This is a genomic window from Nocardia nepalensis (assembly GCF_048910785.1).
GTDB classification, from domain to species: domain Bacteria; phylum Actinomycetota; class Actinomycetes; order Mycobacteriales; family Mycobacteriaceae; genus Nocardia; species Nocardia nepalensis.
Genome location: NZ_JBKBET010000008.1, coordinates 19,867 through 41,248, shown reverse-complemented (window position 1 = coordinate 41,248; position 21,382 = coordinate 19,867). Strand labels below are relative to the sequence as shown.

General features: G+C 66.2%; 21 protein-coding genes. 14 read left to right on the top strand and 7 right to left on the bottom strand.

Annotation, left to right across the window (positions count from 1 at the left end):
- Positions 1–80 precede the first annotated feature (80 nt).
- The 4 genes from ACHQ4I_RS07570 to ACHQ4I_RS07555 all read right to left on the bottom strand — a co-directional run bounded on the left by ACHQ4I_RS07570 (position 81) and on the right by ACHQ4I_RS07555 (position 3,315).
- On the bottom strand, positions 81–512 hold the full coding sequence (locus tag ACHQ4I_RS07570) for a hypothetical protein (RefSeq protein WP_420770974.1): 432 nt from the start codon (positions 510–512) through the stop codon (positions 81–83).
- Between the two features lie 56 nt (positions 513–568).
- Entirely contained in the window at positions 569–1,150 is a 582-nt protein-coding gene (locus tag ACHQ4I_RS07565) for a TetR/AcrR family transcriptional regulator (RefSeq protein ID WP_420770973.1), read from the bottom strand.
- Between the two features lie 73 nt (positions 1,151–1,223).
- Positions 1,224–2,396: an acyl-CoA dehydrogenase family protein gene (locus ACHQ4I_RS07560; protein WP_420770972.1), complete on the bottom strand. Its 1,173-nt coding sequence runs from the start codon at positions 2,394–2,396 to the stop codon at positions 1,224–1,226.
- A gap of 34 nt (positions 2,397–2,430) precedes the next feature.
- Complete coding sequence (locus tag ACHQ4I_RS07555) at positions 2,431–3,315, bottom strand: SDR family NAD(P)-dependent oxidoreductase (protein ID WP_420770971.1); 885 nt, start codon at positions 3,313–3,315, stop codon at positions 2,431–2,433.
- A gap of 115 nt (positions 3,316–3,430) precedes the next feature.
- On the opposite strand from ACHQ4I_RS07555, the gene ACHQ4I_RS07550 reads away from it, so the two are divergent.
- The 5 genes from ACHQ4I_RS07550 to ACHQ4I_RS07530 all read left to right on the top strand — a co-directional run bounded on the left by ACHQ4I_RS07550 (position 3,431) and on the right by ACHQ4I_RS07530 (position 9,469).
- Positions 3,431–4,732: an MFS transporter gene (locus tag ACHQ4I_RS07550; protein ID WP_420770970.1), complete on the top strand. Its 1,302-nt coding sequence runs from the start codon at positions 3,431–3,433 to the stop codon at positions 4,730–4,732.
- A gap of 18 nt (positions 4,733–4,750) precedes the next feature.
- Entirely contained in the window at positions 4,751–6,367 is a 1,617-nt protein-coding gene (locus ACHQ4I_RS07545; protein WP_420770969.1) for an AMP-binding protein, read from the top strand.
- A gap of 5 nt (positions 6,368–6,372) precedes the next feature.
- The gene (locus ACHQ4I_RS07540) at positions 6,373–7,386 is read left to right on the top strand and encodes a TRAP transporter substrate-binding protein (RefSeq protein WP_420770968.1); all 1,014 of its coding nucleotides are present in this window, start codon (positions 6,373–6,375) and stop codon (positions 7,384–7,386) included.
- 26 nt (positions 7,387–7,412) lie between these two features.
- Positions 7,413–8,594: a thiolase family protein gene (locus ACHQ4I_RS07535; protein WP_420770967.1), complete on the top strand. Its 1,182-nt coding sequence runs from the start codon at positions 7,413–7,415 to the stop codon at positions 8,592–8,594.
- A gap of 131 nt (positions 8,595–8,725) precedes the next feature.
- Complete coding sequence (locus ACHQ4I_RS07530) at positions 8,726–9,469, top strand: DUF8020 domain-containing protein (protein WP_420770966.1); 744 nt, start codon at positions 8,726–8,728, stop codon at positions 9,467–9,469.
- Between the two features lie 229 nt (positions 9,470–9,698).
- On the opposite strand, the gene ACHQ4I_RS07525 is transcribed toward ACHQ4I_RS07530, so the two are convergent.
- The 3 genes from ACHQ4I_RS07525 to ACHQ4I_RS07515 all read right to left on the bottom strand — a co-directional run bounded on the left by ACHQ4I_RS07525 (position 9,699) and on the right by ACHQ4I_RS07515 (position 12,471).
- The gene (locus tag ACHQ4I_RS07525; protein WP_420770965.1) at positions 9,699–9,839 is read right to left on the bottom strand and encodes a hypothetical protein; all 141 of its coding nucleotides are present in this window, start codon (positions 9,837–9,839) and stop codon (positions 9,699–9,701) included.
- A 659-nt stretch (positions 9,840–10,498) separates the two neighbouring features.
- Positions 10,499–11,449 (bottom strand): TIGR03564 family F420-dependent LLM class oxidoreductase, encoded by a 951-nt coding sequence (locus ACHQ4I_RS07520; protein WP_420770964.1) that lies wholly within the window; start codon positions 11,447–11,449, stop codon positions 10,499–10,501.
- Between the two features lie 263 nt (positions 11,450–11,712).
- Entirely contained in the window at positions 11,713–12,471 is a 759-nt protein-coding gene (locus ACHQ4I_RS07515; RefSeq protein ID WP_420770963.1) for an IclR family transcriptional regulator, read from the bottom strand.
- 284 nt (positions 12,472–12,755) lie between these two features.
- On the opposite strand from ACHQ4I_RS07515, the gene ACHQ4I_RS07510 reads away from it, so the two are divergent.
- From ACHQ4I_RS07510 to ACHQ4I_RS07470, 9 genes are all read left to right on the top strand, one after another.
- Positions 12,756–13,799 (top strand): NrtA/SsuA/CpmA family ABC transporter substrate-binding protein, encoded by a 1,044-nt coding sequence (locus ACHQ4I_RS07510; protein ID WP_420770962.1) that lies wholly within the window; start codon positions 12,756–12,758, stop codon positions 13,797–13,799.
- Between the two features lies 1 nt (position 13,800).
- The gene (locus tag ACHQ4I_RS07505; RefSeq protein ID WP_420770961.1) at positions 13,801–14,646 is read left to right on the top strand and encodes an ABC transporter permease; all 846 of its coding nucleotides are present in this window, start codon (positions 13,801–13,803) and stop codon (positions 14,644–14,646) included.
- Positions 14,643–15,398, top strand: coding sequence for an ABC transporter ATP-binding protein (locus ACHQ4I_RS07500; protein ID WP_420770960.1), 756 nt, complete (start codon positions 14,643–14,645; stop codon positions 15,396–15,398). Before ACHQ4I_RS07505 ends, ACHQ4I_RS07500 begins: the two co-directional genes overlap by 4 nt.
- Entirely contained in the window at positions 15,399–16,448 is a 1,050-nt protein-coding gene (locus tag ACHQ4I_RS07495; protein ID WP_420770959.1) for an ABC transporter substrate-binding protein, read from the top strand.
- Complete coding sequence (locus ACHQ4I_RS07490; protein WP_420770958.1) at positions 16,445–17,572, top strand: LLM class flavin-dependent oxidoreductase; 1,128 nt, start codon at positions 16,445–16,447, stop codon at positions 17,570–17,572. The genes ACHQ4I_RS07495 and ACHQ4I_RS07490 overlap by 4 nt, the downstream gene beginning before the upstream one ends.
- Positions 17,569–18,732: an LLM class flavin-dependent oxidoreductase gene (locus ACHQ4I_RS07485; protein WP_420770957.1), complete on the top strand. Its 1,164-nt coding sequence runs from the start codon at positions 17,569–17,571 to the stop codon at positions 18,730–18,732. Before ACHQ4I_RS07490 ends, ACHQ4I_RS07485 begins: the two co-directional genes overlap by 4 nt.
- 12 nt (positions 18,733–18,744) lie before the next feature.
- Positions 18,745–19,452, top strand: a complete 708-nt coding sequence (locus ACHQ4I_RS07480; protein ID WP_420770956.1) for a class II aldolase/adducin family protein — start codon at positions 18,745–18,747, stop codon at positions 19,450–19,452.
- A 30-nt stretch (positions 19,453–19,482) separates the two neighbouring features.
- Positions 19,483–20,433, top strand: coding sequence for an ABC transporter substrate-binding protein (locus ACHQ4I_RS07475; RefSeq protein ID WP_420770955.1), 951 nt, complete (start codon positions 19,483–19,485; stop codon positions 20,431–20,433).
- Between the two features lie 187 nt (positions 20,434–20,620).
- Positions 20,621–21,208 carry an SDR family NAD(P)-dependent oxidoreductase gene (locus ACHQ4I_RS07470; RefSeq protein ID WP_420770954.1) on the top strand — a complete coding sequence of 196 codons (588 nt, stop codon included), beginning with the start codon at positions 20,621–20,623 and terminating at the stop codon, positions 21,206–21,208.
- Positions 21,209–21,382 lie beyond the last annotated feature (174 nt).

Sequence of the window (21,382 nt, the reverse complement as noted above, 5' to 3'; positions counted from 1 at the left end):
TGCCGACTACAGCCTCCTTGGCGCCAGGCGCTATCCGGACGGCCGAACTGCCACGGACATACCTATTTCTGGTAAGCGGTTCACCATGAAGGGGCAGGGTTGGCAACGCCTGCGATGACCACCGCCACATCGACACTCATTCGGACCGACGCCGGATCAATGTCCGTCGACAATGCGATCTTCAAGATCAAGGCAACCGACGACAGCGTGCTCGCCGACGCAAAGTTGTTATCCGTGCGGACGAATGTCTGCTCGGCGGAATTGCTGGTGCGACGGTCGCGTCGGCCGCCATCATCGAGCCGTTCGGCGGATTCGTCATCGGCTGCCTCGGTGGCATCGTCGCCGTCGGTGCTGTGGGCACCTGGCCGGCCAACTGCTGTCGGCACCGAGACAGCCAGCTGTCTCGGTGCCGAGGCCAGCGCGTATGCAGACCTGGCAGTACGAACGCCGCGCTGCTGCGCTGCGTCTCGACGACGGGGCCTCCTATGCTCGCTGTAGTGCTTGCGTTTCACGGCGTATGCCGTTATCCCGGTGCCTCAGCGCGGCACATACCGCTCGCAAAGGATTTTCAGTGACTCCGCATGCCGTCCAGCAGGGTGTCGAGAAAGTCGTCGGCGAGCTGCTCGGAGCTGGTCCGACCATCCGGCTCGAACCACAGGTAGGTGTAGTTCAGCATGCCGAGGATGCCTTTGACCAGCAGCCGAGGGACTGGTTTGAGCGTTCCGTCCGCAACGCCTCGGTCGATCGCTTGGCGCCAGTATCCCTCGTACCGCTCGCGCGCCGCGACAACGCGATCGCGGTTGTCTCCGGTCAGCGACGTGTACTCGCGGAAGAAGACCGCCCATTCGGCGCGATGTGTGGCGATGTTGCGGATCAGTGCCCTGGCCATCTCGCGTAGCAACTCGTCGGCGGGCAGGTCGGCCTTCAGCAGTTCCTCGGCGTGGTCGTTCATCCGGTCCACCTGAGTCTTGCTGATGTGGAACAGCAGTGCTTCCTTGCTTCCGATGTAGCGATACAGCGCGCCGCGCCCCAGGCCGACAGCGTCGCAGAGCTCGCTGATACCGGTGCCGTGGTAGCTGGTGCGAGCCCAGAGCTCGGCGGCTTTGCGGACAACTCGCTCCTGCTTGGCCTCGAACGTGCTGGTGGTCATCGGCTTCGCTTCCGTGTCATGCTCCCCATTGTCAAGCTGATTGTCCGGCAGGGGGAAGCACATCCCATCATGGTCAGCCGGCGGTCAACAGGGCGCCCGTGTCGGCGGAGTCGTAGCCCGACAGCAGTTCACGCGCGATGACCAGATACTGGATGGTAGGAGTACCCTCTTCCAGCCAGTTGAGCCGGGCATCCCGGTAAAGACGTTCGATGGGGTATTCGCGGGTGTAACCGATGCCGCCGTGAATCAGCAGAGCGCGGTCCGTGACGCGCCCGACGGCCTCCAGGCCGAACTGTTTGCACATCGCGGACTCGGCTGGGATCCGTTGGCCCGAATCCCACTTGGCCGCCGCGTCGACCAGCATCCTCCGCAGCGCGTAGACGTCGATGGCCATTTCCGCCAGATATCGCTGTATCGCCTGTCGGTCTCCGATCGGCCGCCCGAAGGTTACCCGGCTCTTGGCGTAGGAGGTCGAGAGTTCGAGGGCGCGTTCGGCGGTACCCAGTGAGCTGGCGGCGATGAACACGCGACTGATCTCCAGCGCCCGTTCGAGGTGCTGCTGCCCCTCGCCCTCGGCGCCGATCAGGGCACTACCCGGAACGGCCACGTTGTCCAGTGTGATGATCCCGTGCTGACCACCCTTGCAGCCCATCGTCTCCGGCAGTGGTCCGATGTGCAGCCCTCGGCTTCCACGCTCTACCAGGAACGCCGACACACTCGTCTCGCCGGTCTTGGCGAAGACCATGAAGTGCGTGGCGAGGTCGGAGTTGGTGATCAGCCACTTTCGTCCGTTGAGGACATAACCGGTCCCGTCGATGTCGGCGGTAGTGCCGAGGTCGGCGCCGGTGCCGTGATCCGGCTCGGTGAGGGCGAAGGCCACGGACTTCTCGCCGGTCGCCGCGCCGGGAAGAACGGCTTTGCACTGCCCCGCGCTACCCATCTCGGACAGCGCGTGGGCGAAAGAGTTGTGGACGTGCACGATCACCCGGAGCCCGCCTTGGATTTTGGCGAATTCGGCGATGATCGGAAGATACTGCCGAATCGAGAGCCCGCTACCACCGTATTCACGTGGAACCAGTAGTCCGAACGCACCGGACTCGCGCAGCGCCGGAAGGACCATGTCGTAGGGGATGCGCTCTTCGTTCTCGATTTGCTGCTCCAAAGGAGCCAGGCGGTCCCAAATGGTTGCGTGGATTCGTTGGGACAGCTCCTGGTACTCGCCGGGATCGATTCCTTCGTTAATCATGCGGATTCTCCTGTGTGAGTGAAACTTGCGGCGGTCAGAGAGACCAACCACCGTCGACTGTCAGAACCGTTCCGGTGCAGTAACTTGCATCCTCCGAGAGGAACACCGCGGCACCCGCGATCTCGTCGACCGTGCCGAATCGGCCCAACGTTGTTCGTCCCGCGATGTCTTGGCGTACCCGGTTGGAGACGCCGGCGGTCATGTCGGTATCGACGAAGCCGGGCGCGAGCACGTTGACGCGAATACCGTCGCGACCGACCTCCTTGGCCAGCGACCTGGCGAAGCCGATCATGGCGGCCTTCGCGCTGGCATAGGCGGTATCACCCGCGTGTCCGATGATGCCGACCACCGAAGAGATCAGGACGACACTGGGATCGTCGCCGCGAGTCAGTGCGGGGAGCGCGGCTCGCGTAAGGTCGGCAGCCCCTTTGAGGTTGTGTTCGACGACGTTCCACCAAAGGTCGGCGGCTGTGGATGCCAACCGGCCGCCCTGCCATTGACCAGCATTGAGGATCAGGCTGTCGAGCCGGCCCCATCGTGCGAGCACCGCATCGACGACCGTGTCCGCCGATGACGGAACCGACGAGTCGTAATGCACGGGCCGCACACGTTCGGGCAGGTCGGCAGCCAACTTCTCGGCGCCCTCACGGCTGCTTCGGTAGCTACAAGCGACGTTGCGACCGCGTTCGCCGAGCAGTCGAGTAATGCCTGCGCCGATACCGCGCGATCCGCCGGTGACCAGGACCGTCCTTACCGCATCAGAGTCGTTCTGCATCATGTCGATCATGGTAACGATCGGTACAACTTTTTGCCAGCCGTTCGATGATCGGCAGTAAATACAGTGTTCAAAGCATCTTTCTAAGATCAAATGCATGTGCCCTGCGTTGTAATGATCAGTACATTTGGTCTTGTGTTCCACCCGGAAACCTGCTTCTCTTGTGATCCAGCGCACTACCTCGCAGACACGGAGCAACTGAGGGGCGGACGCGCGCAGTACTCGTTCACCGCCCGCCACCGCAGTTGGGAGACCACCAGTGACAACAACAGCAGAGTTCGACGCCACGGATCAGCCGGTTGCGAACGCCCGGGCGAAACCCGCGCGCGTCGCGTTCGCCAGCTTCATCGGCACCGCCATCGAGTGGTACGACTTCTTTCTGTTCGGCACCGCGTCCGCCCTCGTGTTCAACAAGCAGTTCTTCCCGACGATGGACCCTGCGGCGGGCACGCTGGCGGCATTCGCCACCTTCGGCGTCGCGTTCGCGGCGCGCCCGGTCGGCGGAATCGTCTTCGGCCACTTCGGCGATCGCCTCGGCCGCAAGAAGATGCTGGTAGGTTCGCTGCTGCTGATGGGCTTCAGCACCGTTGCCATCGGACTGCTCCCCAACTATTCGCAGGCCGGCGTCGTCGCGCCCGCCTTGCTCGTTTTCGCTCGGCTGGTTCAAGGGTTTGCCGTAGGGGGTGAATGGGGCGGTGCGGTGCTCATGGCGATCGAACATGCGCCGGCGAGGCGAAAGGCGTTCTACGGCAGCTGGCCGCAGGCCGGGGTGCCTGCCGGTCTGGTCCTGTCCTCAGCTGCCTTCCTCGCGGTGAGCACCCTGCCGAATGATCAGCTGGTGTCCTGGGGATGGCGCGTGCCATTCGTGGCGAGCATCGTCCTCGTGGCCCTCGGGCTGTACGTCCGGGTACGCATCGTCGAGTCACCGGACTTCCGGGAGGTCCGGGAATCCCGCACGATCTCTGCGTTTCCGCTCCTCGATGTCCTTAAGGAAGCGAAACGCCAAGTGCTGGTGGGGATCGGTGTCCAGGCGGCGGCCAGTATCCCGTTCTACCTCGTCACGGTATTCACGTTGTCGTATGGCCCGACCCGGCTCGGGATTCCGAAGAACGACATCCTGCTGTGTCTGATCGTGGCATGCCTGCTCGATATCGGGACCGTCCCGGCTGTCGCCATGATCGCCGATCGGTTCGGCAATCGGAAGATCTTGATGATTGGTTCCGGGTACATGGCGGCGATCGCGTTCCCGTTCTTCTGGCTCATCGGTACTCGATCCCCCTGGCTGATCCTGCTCGCGATGATCCTCATCGTGACAATCGGACATGCCGTCACCTACAGCGCGATGGCGGGCTTTCTCGGTGAGATGTTCCCCGCCCGGCTGCGCTATACAGGCGCATCCGTCGCTTATCAGATGAGCGGGCTGATCACCAGTGGGCCCGCGCCGTTCGTCGCGGCGGCGCTCATTGCCACGGGGATCGGCTTGTGGGCCATTTCCGCCTACATCGTGGTGGGCTGCGCGATAAGTTTGCTGGCCCTCACCGTCGGTCCCGCCCGCTCCTAATGGAATTCGGAGAAATCGATGAAGACACCCGATGATGTCTGGGCACATGTGGAAGCCCAGCTCTCCGAGAATCCCGCCATTTCGTTGAACACCGCGCAGGAAGCGTGTGGCCGCTACGTGACGCAACGGGGTCGACTGGCGTTGACAGTCCGGCATGCGGACGGCTCGAGGGAACGCTGGACCTACCAGGAGCTGTATACGGCGGCGGCGAAGACGGCGCGCATGTTCGCCACGGCGGGACTCCGTCCCGGTGATCGGATCGCCGGTGTGCTGTCACGTCAGGTGGAGAGCTGGATAGTCGCGCTGGCCGCGTGGCGCAGCGGACTGGTGTATGTCCCCGTGTTCTGCGGTTTGGGCACCGACGCCATCGCCTACCGGCTTCGTTCCTCCGGAGCCGGACTGGTCGTAGTGGGCCACCGGTGGCGAAACACACTGGAGGCGGCATTGTCCGCCATGCAAGCCGATATCGCCGTCGTCACGGTAACCGGCCCGAAGGGAACCGGTTTGGTTCGGGGTGACCGGAGTTTCTGGGCGGAATGGGAGCGGAGCGCAGCAGACGGGCCGGAGGTGTCCACGGGGGCCGGCGATCCGGCGACACTCTTGTTCACCAGCGGTACGACGGGTGATCCGAAATCCTGTGTCATGCCGCATTCCGCGTTGCTGTCTGTTATTCCTTTCGCGCGATATTCGCTGGGCGTGACCGAACGGGATCTGCTGTTCACCACGGCAGACCCGGGATGGGCGTACGGGCTCTACTCCACAGGCGCCGCGCCGATGGCACTGGGTGTCCCGCGCGTCGTATACGACGGGGACTTCGATCCCGCAGCATGGTGGGCATTGCTGACCGAAGACGGTGTCACCTGCATTGCCGCTGCTCCGAGTGCCTACCGGAAACTGCTGACTCCTCTGCGCCGGCGAGGCGCGGCCGGCGATCTGCACGTGGCCGCCGCGGCCGGGGAGCCATTGGACGCCGCTACCGCGGCGGCATGGTCCTCGAACGGCGCGCCGGCGATTCGAGATGGCTACGGGCTCAGCGAAGTCGGAATGGTGCTCGCCGACCTGGCCGACGGTCCGCCGCCGATACCGGGCGCTCTCGGTGGTCCGATCCCGGGATTCTCCGTGCGGCTGGTCGACCATCAGGGGCGGTCGGTGGATGAAGGCGAGAGCGGATTGATCGCCATCGAACGACCTCGATACCAACTGAGCAGTGGCTATGAGAATCGGCCTGAGGCGTGGCGGGCGCGGTGGATCGACGACATGTTCGTCACCGAGGACCGGGCATGCCGGCGGCCCGATGGTCGCTGGAACTTCCTCGGCCGGGAGGACGACATGATCGTCACCTCCGGCTACAACGTCAGTCCGGTCGAGGTAGAGCGGGTGTTGTCCGAACATCCCGGTATCACCGAAGCAGCCGCGGTCGCAGCCGGCGGACCGCACGGCGGAACGATCGTGCGCGCCGTGCTCGTGCGTGCCGATGACACCCAACCGATAGCCGAACTGGAGAAGGAACTGCGTGTGGCAGTGACCAAACGCGTAGGGGCGCATGCCAGTCCACGGTCGTTCGACTACGTCGAGACGCTGCCCCGCAATGAAGTCGGGAAGTTGCGCCGTGCGGCACTTCGGAAAGACGTGTGAGAACAGTGAAGTACAAACGAACCTCTGTCGTCCTCAGCATTCTGCTCGCCGTGGCCGGCTGTGGAACCGAAGCGAAGACGCCCAAACGACCATCCGAGCCGCGTGTCGTGTCCTTCGTGCACGACATCCCGCAGGGACATCCACGCTTGCCGTATTTCGACGACTTCGCCGGCACTGTCGATTCGCGCTCGCGGCACGAAGCCGTGGTCCGGATCAATCCACAGCAGCAAGTTCTCGCCGGTCGCGCGTCGCTGGAGGCGGTACTGTCCGGACAGGCGAACATCGCCGCGGTGAATATGGCGCACCTCGAGGCGATCGAACCAACCACCGGCTTCATGAATCTGCCTTTCGGCCTCGATGACACGGTCATGTCGGACGCGGCCACCCGGGACGCGATTGTCGGCGTGCTCGCCGACCAGGTCAGACCGCACGGTATCGAGCTGCTGGGGCTGATGCGGGGCGCTGACCAGCTGTTCGCCTTTCCCCAGAACAACATCCGTCAGCTCGAGGACCTCCACGGCAAGCGGATACGGGTGGCCGGCGGCGGATTGTACGAACAATTGATGCGCAGTCTCGCCGCCGAGCCGGTGCCGATTCCGATTCCACGCCTCGGCGCGGCGATGGCGAATGGTGAAGTCGACGGAGCCTTCACCTCACCTGGGGGTTGGTCCACCGAGATCATCGGCAAGGCTCCACACGCAGTTCAGGTGCCAGGCCTGATGTTCATCAACTACGCCGTGGTGGCCGATGCCAAGTGGCTGGCCGGACTGAGCGCCGCGGAGCACACCGCCGTCACCGAGGCCGGACACAACCTGACCAACCGGTGGACTCAGATGGCTGGTGACGATGCTGACCTCGTGTCCCGCATGGTATCCAACCGGACTGGCACGTACTCGATCGTCCCGGAAGCCGAGGTGGTCCGCTGGCGACATCGAGTCGCCGATATCTCGGCCCGGTTCCTGAACGATCATCCCGAACTCGCCACCCGCCTTCGGCAGGAAGGGCTGTTCCGGAGATGAACCAACGGCAAGCCGGGAGGCAACCGATGCATGAGGCCGTGATCGTGGACATCGTCCGTACACCCAGCGGTCGGGGAAAGCCAGGTGGTGGATTGTCCACCGTGCATCCCGTCGATCTGCTCGCGACCGTCCTGCGCGAAGTGACCGGTCGCACCGGCATCGACCCTGGAATCGTCGACGACGTGATCGGCGGGTGCGTCACCCAGGCCGGAGTCCAGTCCGCGAACATCACCCGTCATGCGGTGCTCGCCGCCGGATTTCCGGTCGAGGTACCCGCGACGACGGTGGACCGCCAATGCGGATCCAGCCAGCAGGCAATGCATTTCGCGGCGCACATGATCTCGGCCGGCGCCGCGGAGGTGGTAATCGCCTGTGGGGTGGAGTCGATGAGCCAGGCTCCGCTGTGGTCGAACATCGGCGGCGCCGACCCGTACGGCGTCCAGGTGCCTGCCAGGTTTCCGGGATCACTGGTGCCGCAGGGAATATCAGCCGAGCTGGTGGCGGCCCGCTGGAAACTGAGCCGTCAGGAGCTCGACGAATACGCCTGCCGGTCACATGAGCGGGCCGCCCGCGCCGCAGCGGAGGGTGTATTCGCCGCGGACCTGGTCACGGTGCCCGGATGTGCCATCGACTCCGACGAGACCGTCCGGCCGGACACCACTGTGTCACTGCTGGAGCGGCTGACACCGTCCTTCCGCAACGACGAGATGCTCGACAGATTCCCTGAAATCGACTGGTGCGTCACTGCCGGAAATTCGTCACCGCTTACCGATGGCGCCAGTGCGGCACTGGTGATGTCGGCAGAGAAGGCGGCGGATCTCGGTCTGCGTGGTCGCGCCCGGATACATGCCACCGCCGTAGTAGGTGACGATCCGGTCCTGATGCTGATGGGTGTCGTGCCTGCGACGCGCCGGGTTTTGCAGCGGGCCGGCCTGTCCCTGACAGACATCGGCGTGTTCGAAGTAAACGAGGCTTTCGCCTGCGTTCCCCTTGCCTGGCAGCGAGAACTCGGCGTTGCACACGACAAGGTGAATGTCCACGGCGGCGCGATCGCGCTCGGGCATCCCCTCGGCGCCTCCGGCGTACGGATCATGTCGACGCTGATCGAGGCGATGGAGCACGACGAGGCGCGATGGGGTTTGCAAACCATGTGTGAGGCAGGCGGGATGGCCAACGCGACGATTGTCGAGCGGCTGCCACCCGACTGATTGATCGACCACACACCGTCACATCCACATACGCCGCCTTATCGCGGGCACTTGTAATCACCTCAACCGAAATCGCTACCCACCATAGGCATGGCCGTCGTTTCGCCACGCCTCCGAAACCGAGGAATGTCATGCAAATAACGAAACTCGCCCTGGCCGCCGCATTCACGACCGCCGCGGTGGGCATAGCCGTGGGCGGGAGTTCTGCCGCGCCCCTCGGCGGCGCCCCCGGCGGCGCTTCGTCCGTCGCGACCACCTCCGCCGAGACCGAGGCCGTCGGATTCACCGCGCACGCCACCGACACCCAGTCCATCGTCACCACCGACGCCGGATCGATGGTAGTCGAGAACGGCGTCTTCAAGATCGCGGCCGCGGACGGCACCGTGCTCACCGGCATGCCGCTGAAGGTGCGCGTCGACGACTTCGAATTCCCGATCGCAGCCGACATCGCCGGTCGCACCGCGACCCTGACCCCGCAGTTCGACATGGCTCACGCCACCTACAAGCCCGTCGCGCTGCCATACGAGGATCAGGCGCCGTGGAAGAACCAGTACGACCGTGAGCAGGCCGCCTGGACCCGCCTAACCAGCACCATCACCATGGGAGCCACACTCGGTACCCTGGTCGGCGGACTCGGCGGCGGCGCGGTCGGCTGTGTGCTAGGCGGTATCGCCGGCGCCACCGTCGCTTCCGCGACGATCGTCGGGCTGTTCGGCGCGTTCATCCCGGCCGCGGCCATCGGCTGCCTCGGCGGCATCATCGCAGTCGGTGCCCTCGGCACCGTCGCGGGCCAACTGCTGATCACCGCCCCGGTCGCCATCGGCGCGGCCATCCAGTACTTCTCGACGGTCAATTCCCCTCTCCCGGGTAAATGATCCGACCTGGGAAACGGGTGAATCGCAGGCTCTGAGTATCCAACAAGGCTGGTTAGGTCCACGTCGAGATCGAGGATCCGCTTCGGCAGCCGCAGCATAACCAGCCGTGAAACCCGGTTCGCCAGATACAGGTGCGCGTCGTAGAAACGCCGCGTCCTTGGCGAGCAGCTCATCCATGGCGAGCACGTACAGGTGCTCGATACCGTAGGCGTCGACTCAATTCAGACAGTTAATCCCGATGCGCCACAACAAGTTCCGCCAGCAGCAGGGGGCCACCGAGGGCGGGGATGGGCAGCATCCGTCGATCGGTGATTCTCAGTGCGAACCGGCCTTCTTCCGGCAGGCTGCCCGGACCCGATTTCTGGGGCATATCTGCCACAATTTTGTGTCCGGAGGGGGACACATGCGCTAACCACACGGATCGACCTGCGGAAACGCTAAGAGTGTGGCACAGCTCTCTGTTCCAACACCTCTCGGTGCTCGAGAACGTCGGCTTCGGATTACGCGCCCGCAGTATGCGCTGGGCTCGAGCCCGCACACACGCCGCTGATTGCCTGGCCGTGGGTGCCGATGCCGAATGCGTAATGCGCAGCGGCAGGCATGACCGGCATAGTCGTGAGATCTGTTTCTAGACAAGAAAGTTCGCTGTATCACCTATGCGACGACTTGATGAATCCGAGGTCAAAGGCCTGCTGTCCCTCGATACTGCCGCACATTTTGGCGACGATCGACTCGGAGGGATACCCGCACGTCACCTCGATCTGGTTTTCGTGGCTGGCGAGGTCCTCTATCTGACGAGCTACGCGGGTCGGCCCGCATCTGGATCGGATCATGCGAAACCTCGAGTCGGGCTCGGCATCGAAGTGGAGGCCGCTTTGCGCGCCGACGGTGAGAGGCCGAACAAGCAGGTCCGGGTTATGGGCGACGCTGCCGCTTCCCTCGATCGGGATGGGATGTGGATTAAGCGTTCGGGTTGGTTGGCGACGCCGTGTGCGGGTGCGCCGGGGCCGAGTTCGGGATCGCGCGATGCTACCCCGCGGGCAGGGTGGTAGCCGCCGAGGAGCCGGCCCAGTCGGCCGCGAGGGCGCCGGCCAGTGCCCAGGTGCGGTGCTGATCGTCCGGGCCGGCCAGATCCGTGGTGGTCAGCACGACCTCGGTGGCGCCTGCGTCGTAGTAGCGCTGGATTCCGGCGGCGATGGTCTCCTCGTCGCCGATGAGCGCCAGTTCCGCTGCCCGCGAGGCACCTTCGAGTTCGATGACCCGGCGATAGGACGGCACCTGCTCGTAGAACGCCAGCTGTTGTACCGCCGTCGCACGGGTGCCCTCGACATCGGAGGTGACGACTGCCGGGACGAAGGCGACGATGCGTGGTGTGGTTTCCGACGTCTTCGTGATCACCGGGACGATGTGCTCGCTCAAGGTCTTCGGGCCCGCCAGATACGGCAGGGTGCCGTCGGCGAGTTCGCCGGTGACGCGTAGTGCTTGCGGTCCCATCGCGGCCACCAACACCGGTACGCGTGGTTCTGCCCCGGGAACCGCGGTCGGCAGCGGCGGTGTGACCGTCAGCAGTTCGCCGTGGAAGTCGGCGGTGCCCGTGTCGAGCAATTCGCGCAGTGCGGTGAGGAACTCGCGCAAGCGGGTAATGGGCCGATCGAAGGCTGTGCCGAACGCGCTGGCGGCGAGCGTCGAACCGAGGGCCAGACCTAGATGATAACGCCCGTGCGTCGCGGCTTGGGCGGTCTGCGCCTGAGAGGACACCAGCAACGGATGGCGGCCGACCACGGGGATGGCCGAGGTGCCGACCTGCAGGCCCGGCACCTCCCGGCCCACGATGGCGGCGAGGGCGGGGGAGTCGTAGTCCATCCGCTGTCCGAACCACACCGACTCGATACCAAGCTCGGCGACCGAGCGGGCCTGCGCCACGATCTGGTCGACGTAGTTGCCCGAATTCGAGGCAGCGAGCGCAATTCCGAGAGTCATGGCAGGAGCAACCCGCGCGCGCGAGCGCCTGTTCCCGCACGGCGAGATGAAATCAGCTTGATCACAACGGTTTTCGTAGCCCCGGAGTCTTGGACCGCTCTTCTGGGGAGGCGACACACCGATGCGGCAGTGGCGACCGGGCGCGCTGTCATGTGTCCGACCGCCGCGCGACGCGCGTGGCGGACCTGCTGGAGCGGTCGTCGACGGCTCGGCACAGGTTAACCAACCTCACAGATACCTTTGCGCGGCAATATGTTTGGGCGTCATTCGCCGGTCTGGTCGGCGGCGAAGCGGGCGGCGATCTCGGCGGCGGTCACCTTGGCCAGCTCGACGAGGAACGGGATGCGCTCGGGGATCATGAGGGTGGTGGGGCCGCGCAGGCCGAGGGCGAAGCGGGCGTCGCCGGTTGGGGTCAGAATGGGCAGGCCGACGGTGCGGAAGCCGGGGTCGAGTTCTTCGTCGTTGTAGGCGTAGCCGCGGGATCGGGTGCGGGTGAGTTCTTCTCGCAGTTCGGCGGCGGTGGAGACCGAGCGGGCGGTGCCTTCGTCGTAGGGGAGGGTGGCCAGGAAGTCGTCGGGGGTGTCGGACCAGGCGAGCAGAGCTTTGCCCAGGGCGCTGGCGTGCAGGGGAAGTCGAACACCCATGAGGCGGTGGCCGTCGCTGTCGCGCCAGCGGCTGGTGCCGAGCAGCACGGCGTGGATGCTGTGGCGGATGGCGACCGAGGCGCTGGCGCCGGTGGTGGCGGCGAGCTGTTCGAGGCTGGGTTCGGCGAGGTAGATGCGGTGCTGGCGGTAGGCGATCTGGCCGTATTCGGCGAGGGCGCCGCCCATGCGGTAGCGGCTCGAGGTTTCGTTCTTGTCGAGGAATCCGGCCTGCACGAGGGCGCTCAATAGCCGGTGGGTGGTGCTGACCGCCAGGCCCTGCTGGCGGGCGATCTCGGATACGCCGCGTTCCTCGCCGCCGCGGAAGCAGTCCAGCACAGACAGGGCACGGGCGACGGTCTGCACTCCGGAAGCTTCCACGCCGGGGACGGTAACACGGCGCGGCGGTGCCGCTGGGCGACAGTCCTATCCGATATGTGGAAATCCTGGCGTGATCGGGTTTCCGCTCACGGTGAGCGAAAAGTGGTACAGCAGCGGAGCTTTCGCCCGGTCGGCCGAAAATAGGTGTCCGATAACGCTTCCATTGTGTACGTGTCAAGCTTTCCGATCCTCGGAAAGGATTACCTCGCAACGCTGCGGCTGCGCCCCTACTGTCGCTGCTCATTGATTGGCTTCGATCCCTGATTCGGAAGAGGTATTCCACGATGTTCCGCACGCGCAGGCCAAGCCGTTGGCGTCTCGCGCTCGCGCTCGCCCCTGTCGTTGCTCTGGTGGCGGCGTGTGGCTCGGGAACCGCCACCGAGGCGGGCCCGCAGGCGAAGCTGGTGCTGAAGGTAGCCGACCCTGGCAATTCCGGTCCGCTGGCGGTGGCCAAGCGCGACGGCACCTTCGACAAGGCGCTCGCGCCGCTGGGTGCGAAGGTCGAATGGGTCATCACCACACCGGGATTCAGCTCAATGCTGAAACTGTTCAACACCAAGGAACTCGATGTCTCCGGTGCCGCGTTCAGCCCGGTAGTCGGCGCGCTGTCCAAGGACGTGGCCGTGCGCATCGTCGCGGTGCAGGACCCGGCGGGCAAGGATCAGAGCGGCATCATCGCGGGCAAGGATTCCGGCATCCACTCCGTCGCGGATCTGGTCGGCAAGCGGGTCGCGGTCAATCCGGCCGGAAAGGGCGAATACATCCTGCTCAAGGCGCTGGCGCAGGCCGGCATCCCGGCCGACAAGGTGACGCGAGTGCCGTTGCAGCAGAAGGACGCGGCCTCGGCGTTCGCGACCGGCAAGGTCGATGCGTGGGCCTCGTTCCTGGTGCCGTATCAGGAGGCCAAGGCCAACGGCGGCGTGGAGATCGCCACCGAACAAAGCATCGGCTCCAAGGACAACTCGGTGGTGGTGTTCCGCACCGAGATCCTCGACAAGCGCCCCGAAGTCGCGGCCAAGTACCTCGAAGTGCTGCAGAGCCTGACCGCTCAGCAGCACGACAATCCCGCCGGGTTCGAGAACGTCTTCGAGCAGACCGGTCCGCGCGCGCTCAGTGGTGTGCGCCTGTCCGACGCTGTGCGGGTCGGGGCAGAGGCGACCGTGCCGCGGCTGCCGGCCGATTCCGATGCCGCCGATCTGGCCGATGTAGTAAATCTGTTCGCCGACAACGGCGTGATAGCCCGCAAGATCACTGCCTCCGACATCTTCTACGACCTGAAGGCCAAGCTCACTCCTGAGCAACTGGCCGCGCTGAAGACAGGCCGCTGACATGGCTGTGCTCGCCGTCCCCGCCGCCGAGGAAGACCTCGGCACTCTCGCTCCGCCGCGGACCCGGATCGAGAAGTCCAGGCCCGCATGGCTGTCAGTACCGTTGCGTGTGCTGCTGCCCACGTTGATCGTCGCCGCCTGGTGGATCGGCTCGGCCACCGGTGCGCTCTCGCCGCAGGTGCTGGCCGGACCGTCCAAGGTCTGGTCGGCGTTCACCGAACTGCTGGGCAGTGGCCAGCTGCTCGACTTCGCGGTGGCCTCCTTCACCCGCGCCGCGTTCGGTGTCGGGCTGGGTGTCGGTGTGGGGCTGCTGCTCGGCCTGATCGCCGGATTGTCCAGCCTCGGTGAGGAATTGGTGGACTCCACCATGCAGATCGTGCGGGCGGTGCCGTTCCTGGCGCTGGTGCCCTTGTTCATCGCCTGGTTCGGCATCGACGAGCTGTACAAGGTGGCACTCATCGCTGTGGCCACCGTCGCGCCCATGTACGCGTACACCTATCTGGGAGTGCGCAATGTGGACCGCAAAGTGGTCGAGGCTGCGCGCGGATTCGGTTTGAGCGGGGCGCGGCTGGTGCTGGAGGTGATCCTGCCCTCGGCGCTGCCGGGGATCCTGATGGCGCTGCGGGTGTGCTTGTCCATCAGCATCACCGGCCTCATCGCCGCCGAACAGGTCGGTACCACCGAGGGTGTGGGCTATCTGGTCACGTTGGCACAGGAGTACAACCGCACCGACTACATGGTGCTGTGCGTGGTGCTGTATGCGGTGCTGGGCTTGATCTTCGACGTCGTGGTGCGGTTGGCCGAACGGTATGCGATGCCCTGGCGGCGGCAGTTGGCAATCCGATGACCGCCGTCGAACAGTCGCCGCGTGCCACCGCGCCGGTCGCTGTGCGGATCACCGGACTGCGCAAGGCCTTCGGTGACAAGATTGTCCTCGACGGGGTCGATCTGACGATTCGCCGCGGCGAGTTCGTGGTCCTGCTCGGTCCGAGCGGCACCGGCAAGACGACCCTGCTGCGCCTGCTCACCGGCCTGGAAACCCCGGACGCAGGGCAGGTGCTGGCGCCCGCGGTGCGCACCACCGTCTATCAGGAGCCGCGGCTGATCCCGTCCAAGCGGGTACTGGCCAATGTGACTGTCGGGCAACGCCGTTCGAAGCAGATCCGGGAGGCGGGCCTGCGCGCGCTGGCCGAGGTGCATCTGGACGGCAAGGCTCGGCAGTGGCCGGCGACCCTGTCCGGTGGTGAAGCCCAGCGTGCGGCGCTGGCGCGGGCGCTGGTGCGCGAACCCGAACTGCTGTTGCTGGACGAGCCGTTCGCCGCGCTGGACGCGCTGACCCGGCTGCAGATGCAGGACCTGGTGGGGGAGTTGGTGACCCGCCATCACCCGGCGGTGCTCATGGTGACCCATGACGTGGACGAGGCGGTGCGCCTGGCCGACCGGGTGCTCATTCTCGATCGCGGCCGCTTCGCGGTGGACACCGAGATCGACCTGGCCCAACCGCGCGACGGCAAAGACCCTGCCGCGCTGCGCTATCGCGCGGCCTTCCTCACCGAACTCGGCGTCGGCGCCGCCCCCTCGAAGAACTCAGGAGCATAGATGACCACCACAGCACAGCCCGATCCTGCCGGCACCCTCTGGTACACCCGCTGCCCGGTGCCGACCGCCAGCGGGCTGGCTCACAGTCTGGGCTGGCTGGGCGAGAGCGCCCGTATCCACGGCCTGGACTTCGGGGTCCTGCAAGACGCCAGCCCGGAGCTGGCCGCCCGCCACTTCGACCACACTCTCGAGGGTTTGGTGCGTGAAGGCGGCAACGTGCCCGCGCTGGCCGCGCGCGCTCAGGGCTCACCGACCCGGCTGATCGGGCTGACCTGGATCGACGAAGCGCAGGCCATTCTGGTCGGCCCGCAGTCGCCGGTGAGTTCACCCGCCGAACTGGCGGGGCTGCGGATCGGTATCCCGGCCTGGGCGCAGGATCAGGCGCGCAGCTTCCCGCGAGCGATGGCCCTGCACGGGTTCACCAGCGCCCTGCGCCTGGGTGGGCTCACCCTCGCCGATGTGCAGGTCGTGGAGCTGCGTGTGGAGCGGGATCCGCAGGTGCGCACCGAGGTTCAGCAACGTGCCCGGTCCATCACCTGGGGCGCCGACGAGTTGCTGCGCGGTGAGGTGGACGCCATCTACGTCAAAGGTGCCCGCGCTCAGGAAGTCGCCGCGCAGCACGGGCTGCGGGTGGCGGTGGACCTGGACGCCACCGACACCAAACATCTGCGCGTCAACAACGGCACCCCACGCCCGATTACGGTGCATCAGGATCTGCTCGACACCAACCCGGACGCGGTGATCGGGTTCCTGGCTCAGAGCCTGCGAGCCGCGGACTGGGCGACCGACAATCTCGACGGCGTGCGGGAGGTGCTGCAACGCGAAACCCTGTCCGGGCCTGAGGGAGTCGCGGCCGCCTACGGCACCGAGTTCCATCATGGTCTGCATCCGTCGCTGGATCCCGAACGCCTGGAGCTGCTCGGGGTGCAAAAGCAGTTCCTCTATACCCACGGTTTCCTGGCCGCCGATTTCGACCTCGACTCCTGGGTCGCCCGCGAGCCGCTGGCGCGGGCGCGGGAGCTGGTCGCCGCCGGGCAGGTCGCGGCATGACCGAGTATCTGTGGCGACTGCCCAGCCATGGTGACGGTCGCCGGGCTCGCCCGCAGTTGCGTCACCGCGGTGGATTCGGTGACCCGGTCCCGACACCGGCGTCCGGGCGCTTCGTACGCCCGGACGACCGGGAGCCGACCGATGTACGTCCCGGGCACTTCGGGCCTTTCGACGATCTGCACCAGGTGATCAACGCCGCCGAGCTGGCGGGCCTCGACGGTGTGCTCGCGCCGTACGACCCGCTGGGCGAGGAATCGTGGATCGTGGCCGGCGGTGCGTTGCGCGCCACCCGCCACGCGCGCGTGATCGTCGAATTCCAGCCTGCGTTCGGCACTCCGGTGTACGCGGCGAAGGTCTCGGCCACCCTGCAACGGCTGTCCGCGGGACGGCTGGGCTGGCGGCTGGCCGTCGACACCGACGCCGAGGAAGCGCGTACCCGCGGCGACCGGGTCAGCGGGGACGACCGATATGCGCGGGCAGCAGAGTTCCTGACCGTGGCGCGCGGGGTGTGGAATGCCGATCCGGTGCCCGGCGCCGGATTCCAAGGCACCGGGTTCGATTTCGCGGGCGAATACTACGACGTGATCGACGGCGGCTTCCGCGGCATTCTGTCCGGGTTGTCGTTCCCGACGGTGTACATATCGGGCACTTCGGAACCGGCACTGGATCTTTCGGCCCGCCACGCTGATGTGCACCTGTTCACCGAATCCACCGGCGGTCCGGCCGCGGCGCTGGCGCGGCTGCGAGAGCGTACCGCCGAGACCGGTCGCCCTGTGCGCGCGGGGCTGGAGCTGCCGGTGATCGCCCGGGAAACCGAGGACGAGGCGTGGGCACGCGCGGAACGCCAATGGCGCGAAGTACATCCCGACGGCCCCGGCGCGCGGTCGCTGAGTCTCGACGATGCCCGCTGGGCCGGGTTCGCCGAACTCGGCTACCCGCAGCCGGTCGGCCTGGTCGGCAGCTACGAGCAGGTCGCCCAGCAGCTGCAGGTCTACGAGGCCGTCGGCTTCGACAGCATCGTGTTGTCCGGGCACCCGCACATCGAGGAAGTGCACCGCGCCGGTGAGCATTTGCTGTTCCTGGCCGATCCGGCCGGCCGCACCCTGCAGGAGACCACGGCATGAGCATCGACATCTATTGGCGCATCGGCATGGAAGGCGACCATGCCTCCCTGCGCACCCCGCGCCGCTACAACCGCGGCCACGCCAACGGCTACGGCCCCGGCAATATCGCCCCGGCCGTGCGCGGGGGCGCACTCGATGGCTACAGCTACATCGACCACGTCGCCGCCGTCGCCAAAGCCAGTGAATCGGCGGGTTTCCTGGGCGGTCTGTTGCCCTCGTTCCCCGTGACCGAGGACCCGTGGGCCTTCGCCGCTGCGCTGGCCCGCGAGACCACCACCTACCGGTTCATGGTCGCCTTCCAGCCCGGGTTCCTGCATCCGGTGCAGGCCGCGCGCATGTCGGCCAGCCTGCAACGCGCCACTGGTGGACGGCTGGTCTACAACATCATCAGCGGAGGCGGTGGTCCGGCCCAATTGTGGTGGGGCGACAAGGTATCCCACGACGACCGCTACGCACGCACCAGCGAATTCCTCGACGTGCTGCGCGGGGTGTGGGACGGACAGCCCTTCACCCACGACGGCCGGTTCTTCGGCACCGACGCCGCCGCCCTGCCGCCGGGCCTGGCCGGGCAACCCTTCCCGGAGGTCTACTTCTCCGGGTCCTCGGGTGCGGCAGTGCAGGCCGCCGGCCGTCACGCCGACTACTACCTGTCCTGGCTCGAGCCCTACGCCGATCTGCGCGCCAAGTTCGACGGGGTGCGCGCACACGCCGAAACGATCGGGCGCACCCCGAAATTCGCGGTCCGCATCGACATCGTGGCCCGTCACACCGAGGAAGCGGCCTGGGCCGAGATCCGCAAAGGCTGGGCCTTCGTCGATCGCGACGCCGCCAACCGCGCCGCCCAAGGTGATTCGGTCGGTGCGGCCCGCATCAAAGGCTGGGTGCCCGAAACCATCACCGGCTACCGCGATCTGGAAGTGCAGCCCAACGTCTGGTGCGGGTTCAGCCTGATTCGCGGCGGGCCCGCCTTCGGTCTGGTCGGCAGCCACGAACAGGTCGCCCAACGCCTCGACGAGTTGATCGATCTCGGTGTCGACGCCTTCATTCTGGCCGGCAACCCACATCTGGAAGAGGCCTACCGGATCGGTGAGGAAGTTCTGCCGCTGCTGGGTCGCACCCGTCTGACCACCCCGACCACTCCCGTGCTCACCCACGCCTGACCAGGAGAAACCATGACCACCACCGAGATTCGGCTCGACGAGACCGTGCAGGCCTTCGTCGACGGCGCGACCCGCGACGCGGAGAAGGCCTTCCGAGTGCTGCGTGCGACCGGCACCGTCACCGGCAACGGCACCGTCAATTTCGTCGAACGCGTACCGGGCACCGAGATCGCCATCGCCCTCAACGAACCGGGCCCATGGGCCGACGACCGCACCGTCGCGCCGGTCGTGGCCGGCTTCGACGGTGACGTACTCTCGGGCGCCGGATCCGCCGGGTTCGTCACCGGCTACGCCAAGGTGTTCCGCGCGCACCCGGAGATCACCTCCGTGGTGCACGTGCACAGCCCGTGGCTGGGCGGCTGGGCCCAGACCCACCGCGTATTCCCCATCCGCTACGCCGCGGTGCAGCGGCTGACCCTGTCCCGGCAGATTCCGCCGCATATCGACCGCAGCATCGGCGCCGGGGATTTCATCCTCGACCAGCTCACGCGGGACCCCGACCTGATCGCCATCTTCGAAGCCAACGGCGGCGCCAACGTCATCGGCCGCGCCGGACTGCTGGAGCTGGCCGAGCTGGTGGTGCTGCTCGAGGAAGGCGCCCAATATCAGGCCATCGCCGAAACACTCGGCGGCTCGGTCGATTTCGACAAATCCAACCTGGCCGTCCAGTGGGGTCGCACCGGCCTTGCCGACGAAGCCCGCCGCCGCGGCCTGATCTGACCACTTCCCAGCATCCCCAGGAGCCTTTCCATGACCGTTCGTGTCGGCTACTTCCCGCACAACAACTCCCTGTTCGTCCTGCGCCACCGCGGCATCCTCGAGCGCACCCTGCCCGAGGTGGAATGGGTGGATCTGCGTGCCCTGCCGCAGCCGAAGCGCGTGGATGTGAAAACCGCACTGCCGTCGATGCATTCGGACTTCTTGTTCACCGATCCCGGCTACGACTTCATCGGCACTGGCTTCACTCCACCGGTCACCGCCTTGGCCCACGGCCGCGACATCGTCTACGTCGGCATCTCCGGTCCGCGCATCGAGAACGGGCGCCTGGTCACCAAGGCCGACAGCGGCATCCAATCGGTCGCCGATTTGAAGGCCAAGCGCGTCGGCATCGCCCACGGCTCTTGGCAGACCACCCTGCTGCTGTTCGCGCTGGAAAAGGCCGGACTGGGCTGGGCCGACATCGAACCGGTCGACACCGACGTGCACGACGGCGGCGCCGCGCTGACAGCCGGCGACCTCGATGCCTGGGTCGGCGCCTACCCGGGTTTGACCGCCGTGGAGGCCGTCACCGAACTGCGGACGCTGATCGACACCGAGTCGCTGTTCAGCCACCCTTCGCTGTGGTTCACCCGCCGCGACTTCGCCGAGAACAATCGCGAAGCCCTCGGGGCGATCATTGCCGCGCTGCAGGAATCCGATGCGTGGATCGCGCAGAACCCGCGCGCGGCCGCCCAGTACTTCGTCGACGACATCGTCGCCCGGGGTGGCAGCGCCGATCTGGACGCCTGGGAGGCGGCGCTGCGCGGGCGGCCGTTCGGCATCGGCCCGGTGACCGAGGAATTCCTCGACGAACAGCAGCACGCCGCAGACCTGCTCGCCGCGAACGGGCTACTGCCCCAGACGATTCGCGTGCGCGAAGCGGTCGACGCATCTATCGGTGAGTTCATCGTCGCGAGCCACAAACCGGCGACCGCCAACTGACAAGCACTGTCCGGCCGCTCGAGTGAGCGGCCGGACAGCATCGGTGCGACCACGGACAGTTGGGTGCTGAGCGAGAATCCACCCCGACAACCAGTCTCGATGCGGCCGATTCTTTCGGGCGCTCATGAAGCATGCTGGGGACGCACGATCTCTCCTGTAGCGCCAACTGGACGAGACTCTAAATCTGGTGATCTGGGCGTACCGCCGCCGCCAAGCAACGCAGCCCGTCTGTGAGGGCGGCTCGCTGGTCTGCGGTGAGGCATTCGGTGAGAGAGGTTTCATAGTCGAGCAACTCGCGGACTATCCGCTCGATCAGCTCATGGCCCTCGGGAGTAAGGGTGACCAGGACGCCGCGGCGAGACGCGGTGGTCGGCTCGCGGGTGATCAAGCCTGCGGTTTCGGCACGGGCCAGCCGCTGAAAGACCTTGCAGCGCAATGGAATGCCAACATTGCCGCGAATCTGCTCACCGCGGTGCTGACCACTTCAGCCCTGCGCGACCGTCTCGGCCCGGGAGGGTCGGTGATCAATGTCGGCTCGATAGGCGCCGAATACGCCTCGACTTCATACGGCGCGGCCAAGGCCGCCCTGGCCGCCTGGTCGGCGGGCCTTTCGGCCGAGCTGGCGCCGACGGGAGTAACTAGCTTCCCCACACGCCCGCCACATCACCGGCCAGACGATCCACCTCAACGGCGGCGCCTACACCACACGCTGAACTCCGCTCACCGGTTGGCGACCACCGGGCAAATTGGTGCGGAACAATTCCGGCATGGGTGACCCGTTGCCGGGAATCGAACCGTACCGAAACTCCTTTCCGTTGCCGGGATTTGACTTCGGCTCCCAATACGAGCAATCCAAACCGTTGACGGCGGCCGGACCGCGGAAGACACACTGTGTCAACCAGATCCAGCCACCGCCGCTGCCGCCGCGGGTCCGCGGTCTTATGCGAGG

Excerpts from the sequence above, each read along its gene's own strand:
- ACHQ4I_RS07565 (WP_420770973.1), bottom strand. The coding sequence starts at position 1,150 with ATGACCACCAGCACGTTCGAGGCCAAGCAGGAGCGAGTTGTCCGCAAA.
- ACHQ4I_RS07560 (WP_420770972.1), bottom strand. The coding sequence starts at position 2,396 with ATGATTAACGAAGGAATCGATCCCGGCGAGTACCAGGAGCTGTCCCAA.
- ACHQ4I_RS07545 (WP_420770969.1), top strand. The coding sequence starts at position 4,751 with ATGAAGACACCCGATGATGTCTGGGCACATGTGGAAGCCCAGCTCTCC.
- ACHQ4I_RS07535 (WP_420770967.1), top strand. The coding sequence starts at position 7,413 with ATGCATGAGGCCGTGATCGTGGACATCGTCCGTACACCCAGCGGTCGG.
- ACHQ4I_RS07530 (WP_420770966.1), top strand. The coding sequence starts at position 8,726 with ATGCAAATAACGAAACTCGCCCTGGCCGCCGCATTCACGACCGCCGCG.
- ACHQ4I_RS07525 (WP_420770965.1), bottom strand. The coding sequence starts at position 9,839 with ATGCCCCAGAAATCGGGTCCGGGCAGCCTGCCGGAAGAAGGCCGGTTC.
- ACHQ4I_RS07520 (WP_420770964.1), bottom strand. The coding sequence starts at position 11,449 with ATGACTCTCGGAATTGCGCTCGCTGCCTCGAATTCGGGCAACTACGTC.
- ACHQ4I_RS07510 (WP_420770962.1), top strand. The coding sequence starts at position 12,756 with ATGTTCCGCACGCGCAGGCCAAGCCGTTGGCGTCTCGCGCTCGCGCTC.
- ACHQ4I_RS07505 (WP_420770961.1), top strand. The coding sequence starts at position 13,801 with ATGGCTGTGCTCGCCGTCCCCGCCGCCGAGGAAGACCTCGGCACTCTC.
- ACHQ4I_RS07500 (WP_420770960.1), top strand. The coding sequence starts at position 14,643 with ATGACCGCCGTCGAACAGTCGCCGCGTGCCACCGCGCCGGTCGCTGTG.
- ACHQ4I_RS07495 (WP_420770959.1), top strand. The coding sequence starts at position 15,399 with ATGACCACCACAGCACAGCCCGATCCTGCCGGCACCCTCTGGTACACC.
- ACHQ4I_RS07490 (WP_420770958.1), top strand. The coding sequence starts at position 16,445 with ATGACCGAGTATCTGTGGCGACTGCCCAGCCATGGTGACGGTCGCCGG.
- ACHQ4I_RS07485 (WP_420770957.1), top strand. The coding sequence starts at position 17,569 with ATGAGCATCGACATCTATTGGCGCATCGGCATGGAAGGCGACCATGCC.
- ACHQ4I_RS07480 (WP_420770956.1), top strand. The coding sequence starts at position 18,745 with ATGACCACCACCGAGATTCGGCTCGACGAGACCGTGCAGGCCTTCGTC.
- ACHQ4I_RS07475 (WP_420770955.1), top strand. The coding sequence starts at position 19,483 with ATGACCGTTCGTGTCGGCTACTTCCCGCACAACAACTCCCTGTTCGTC.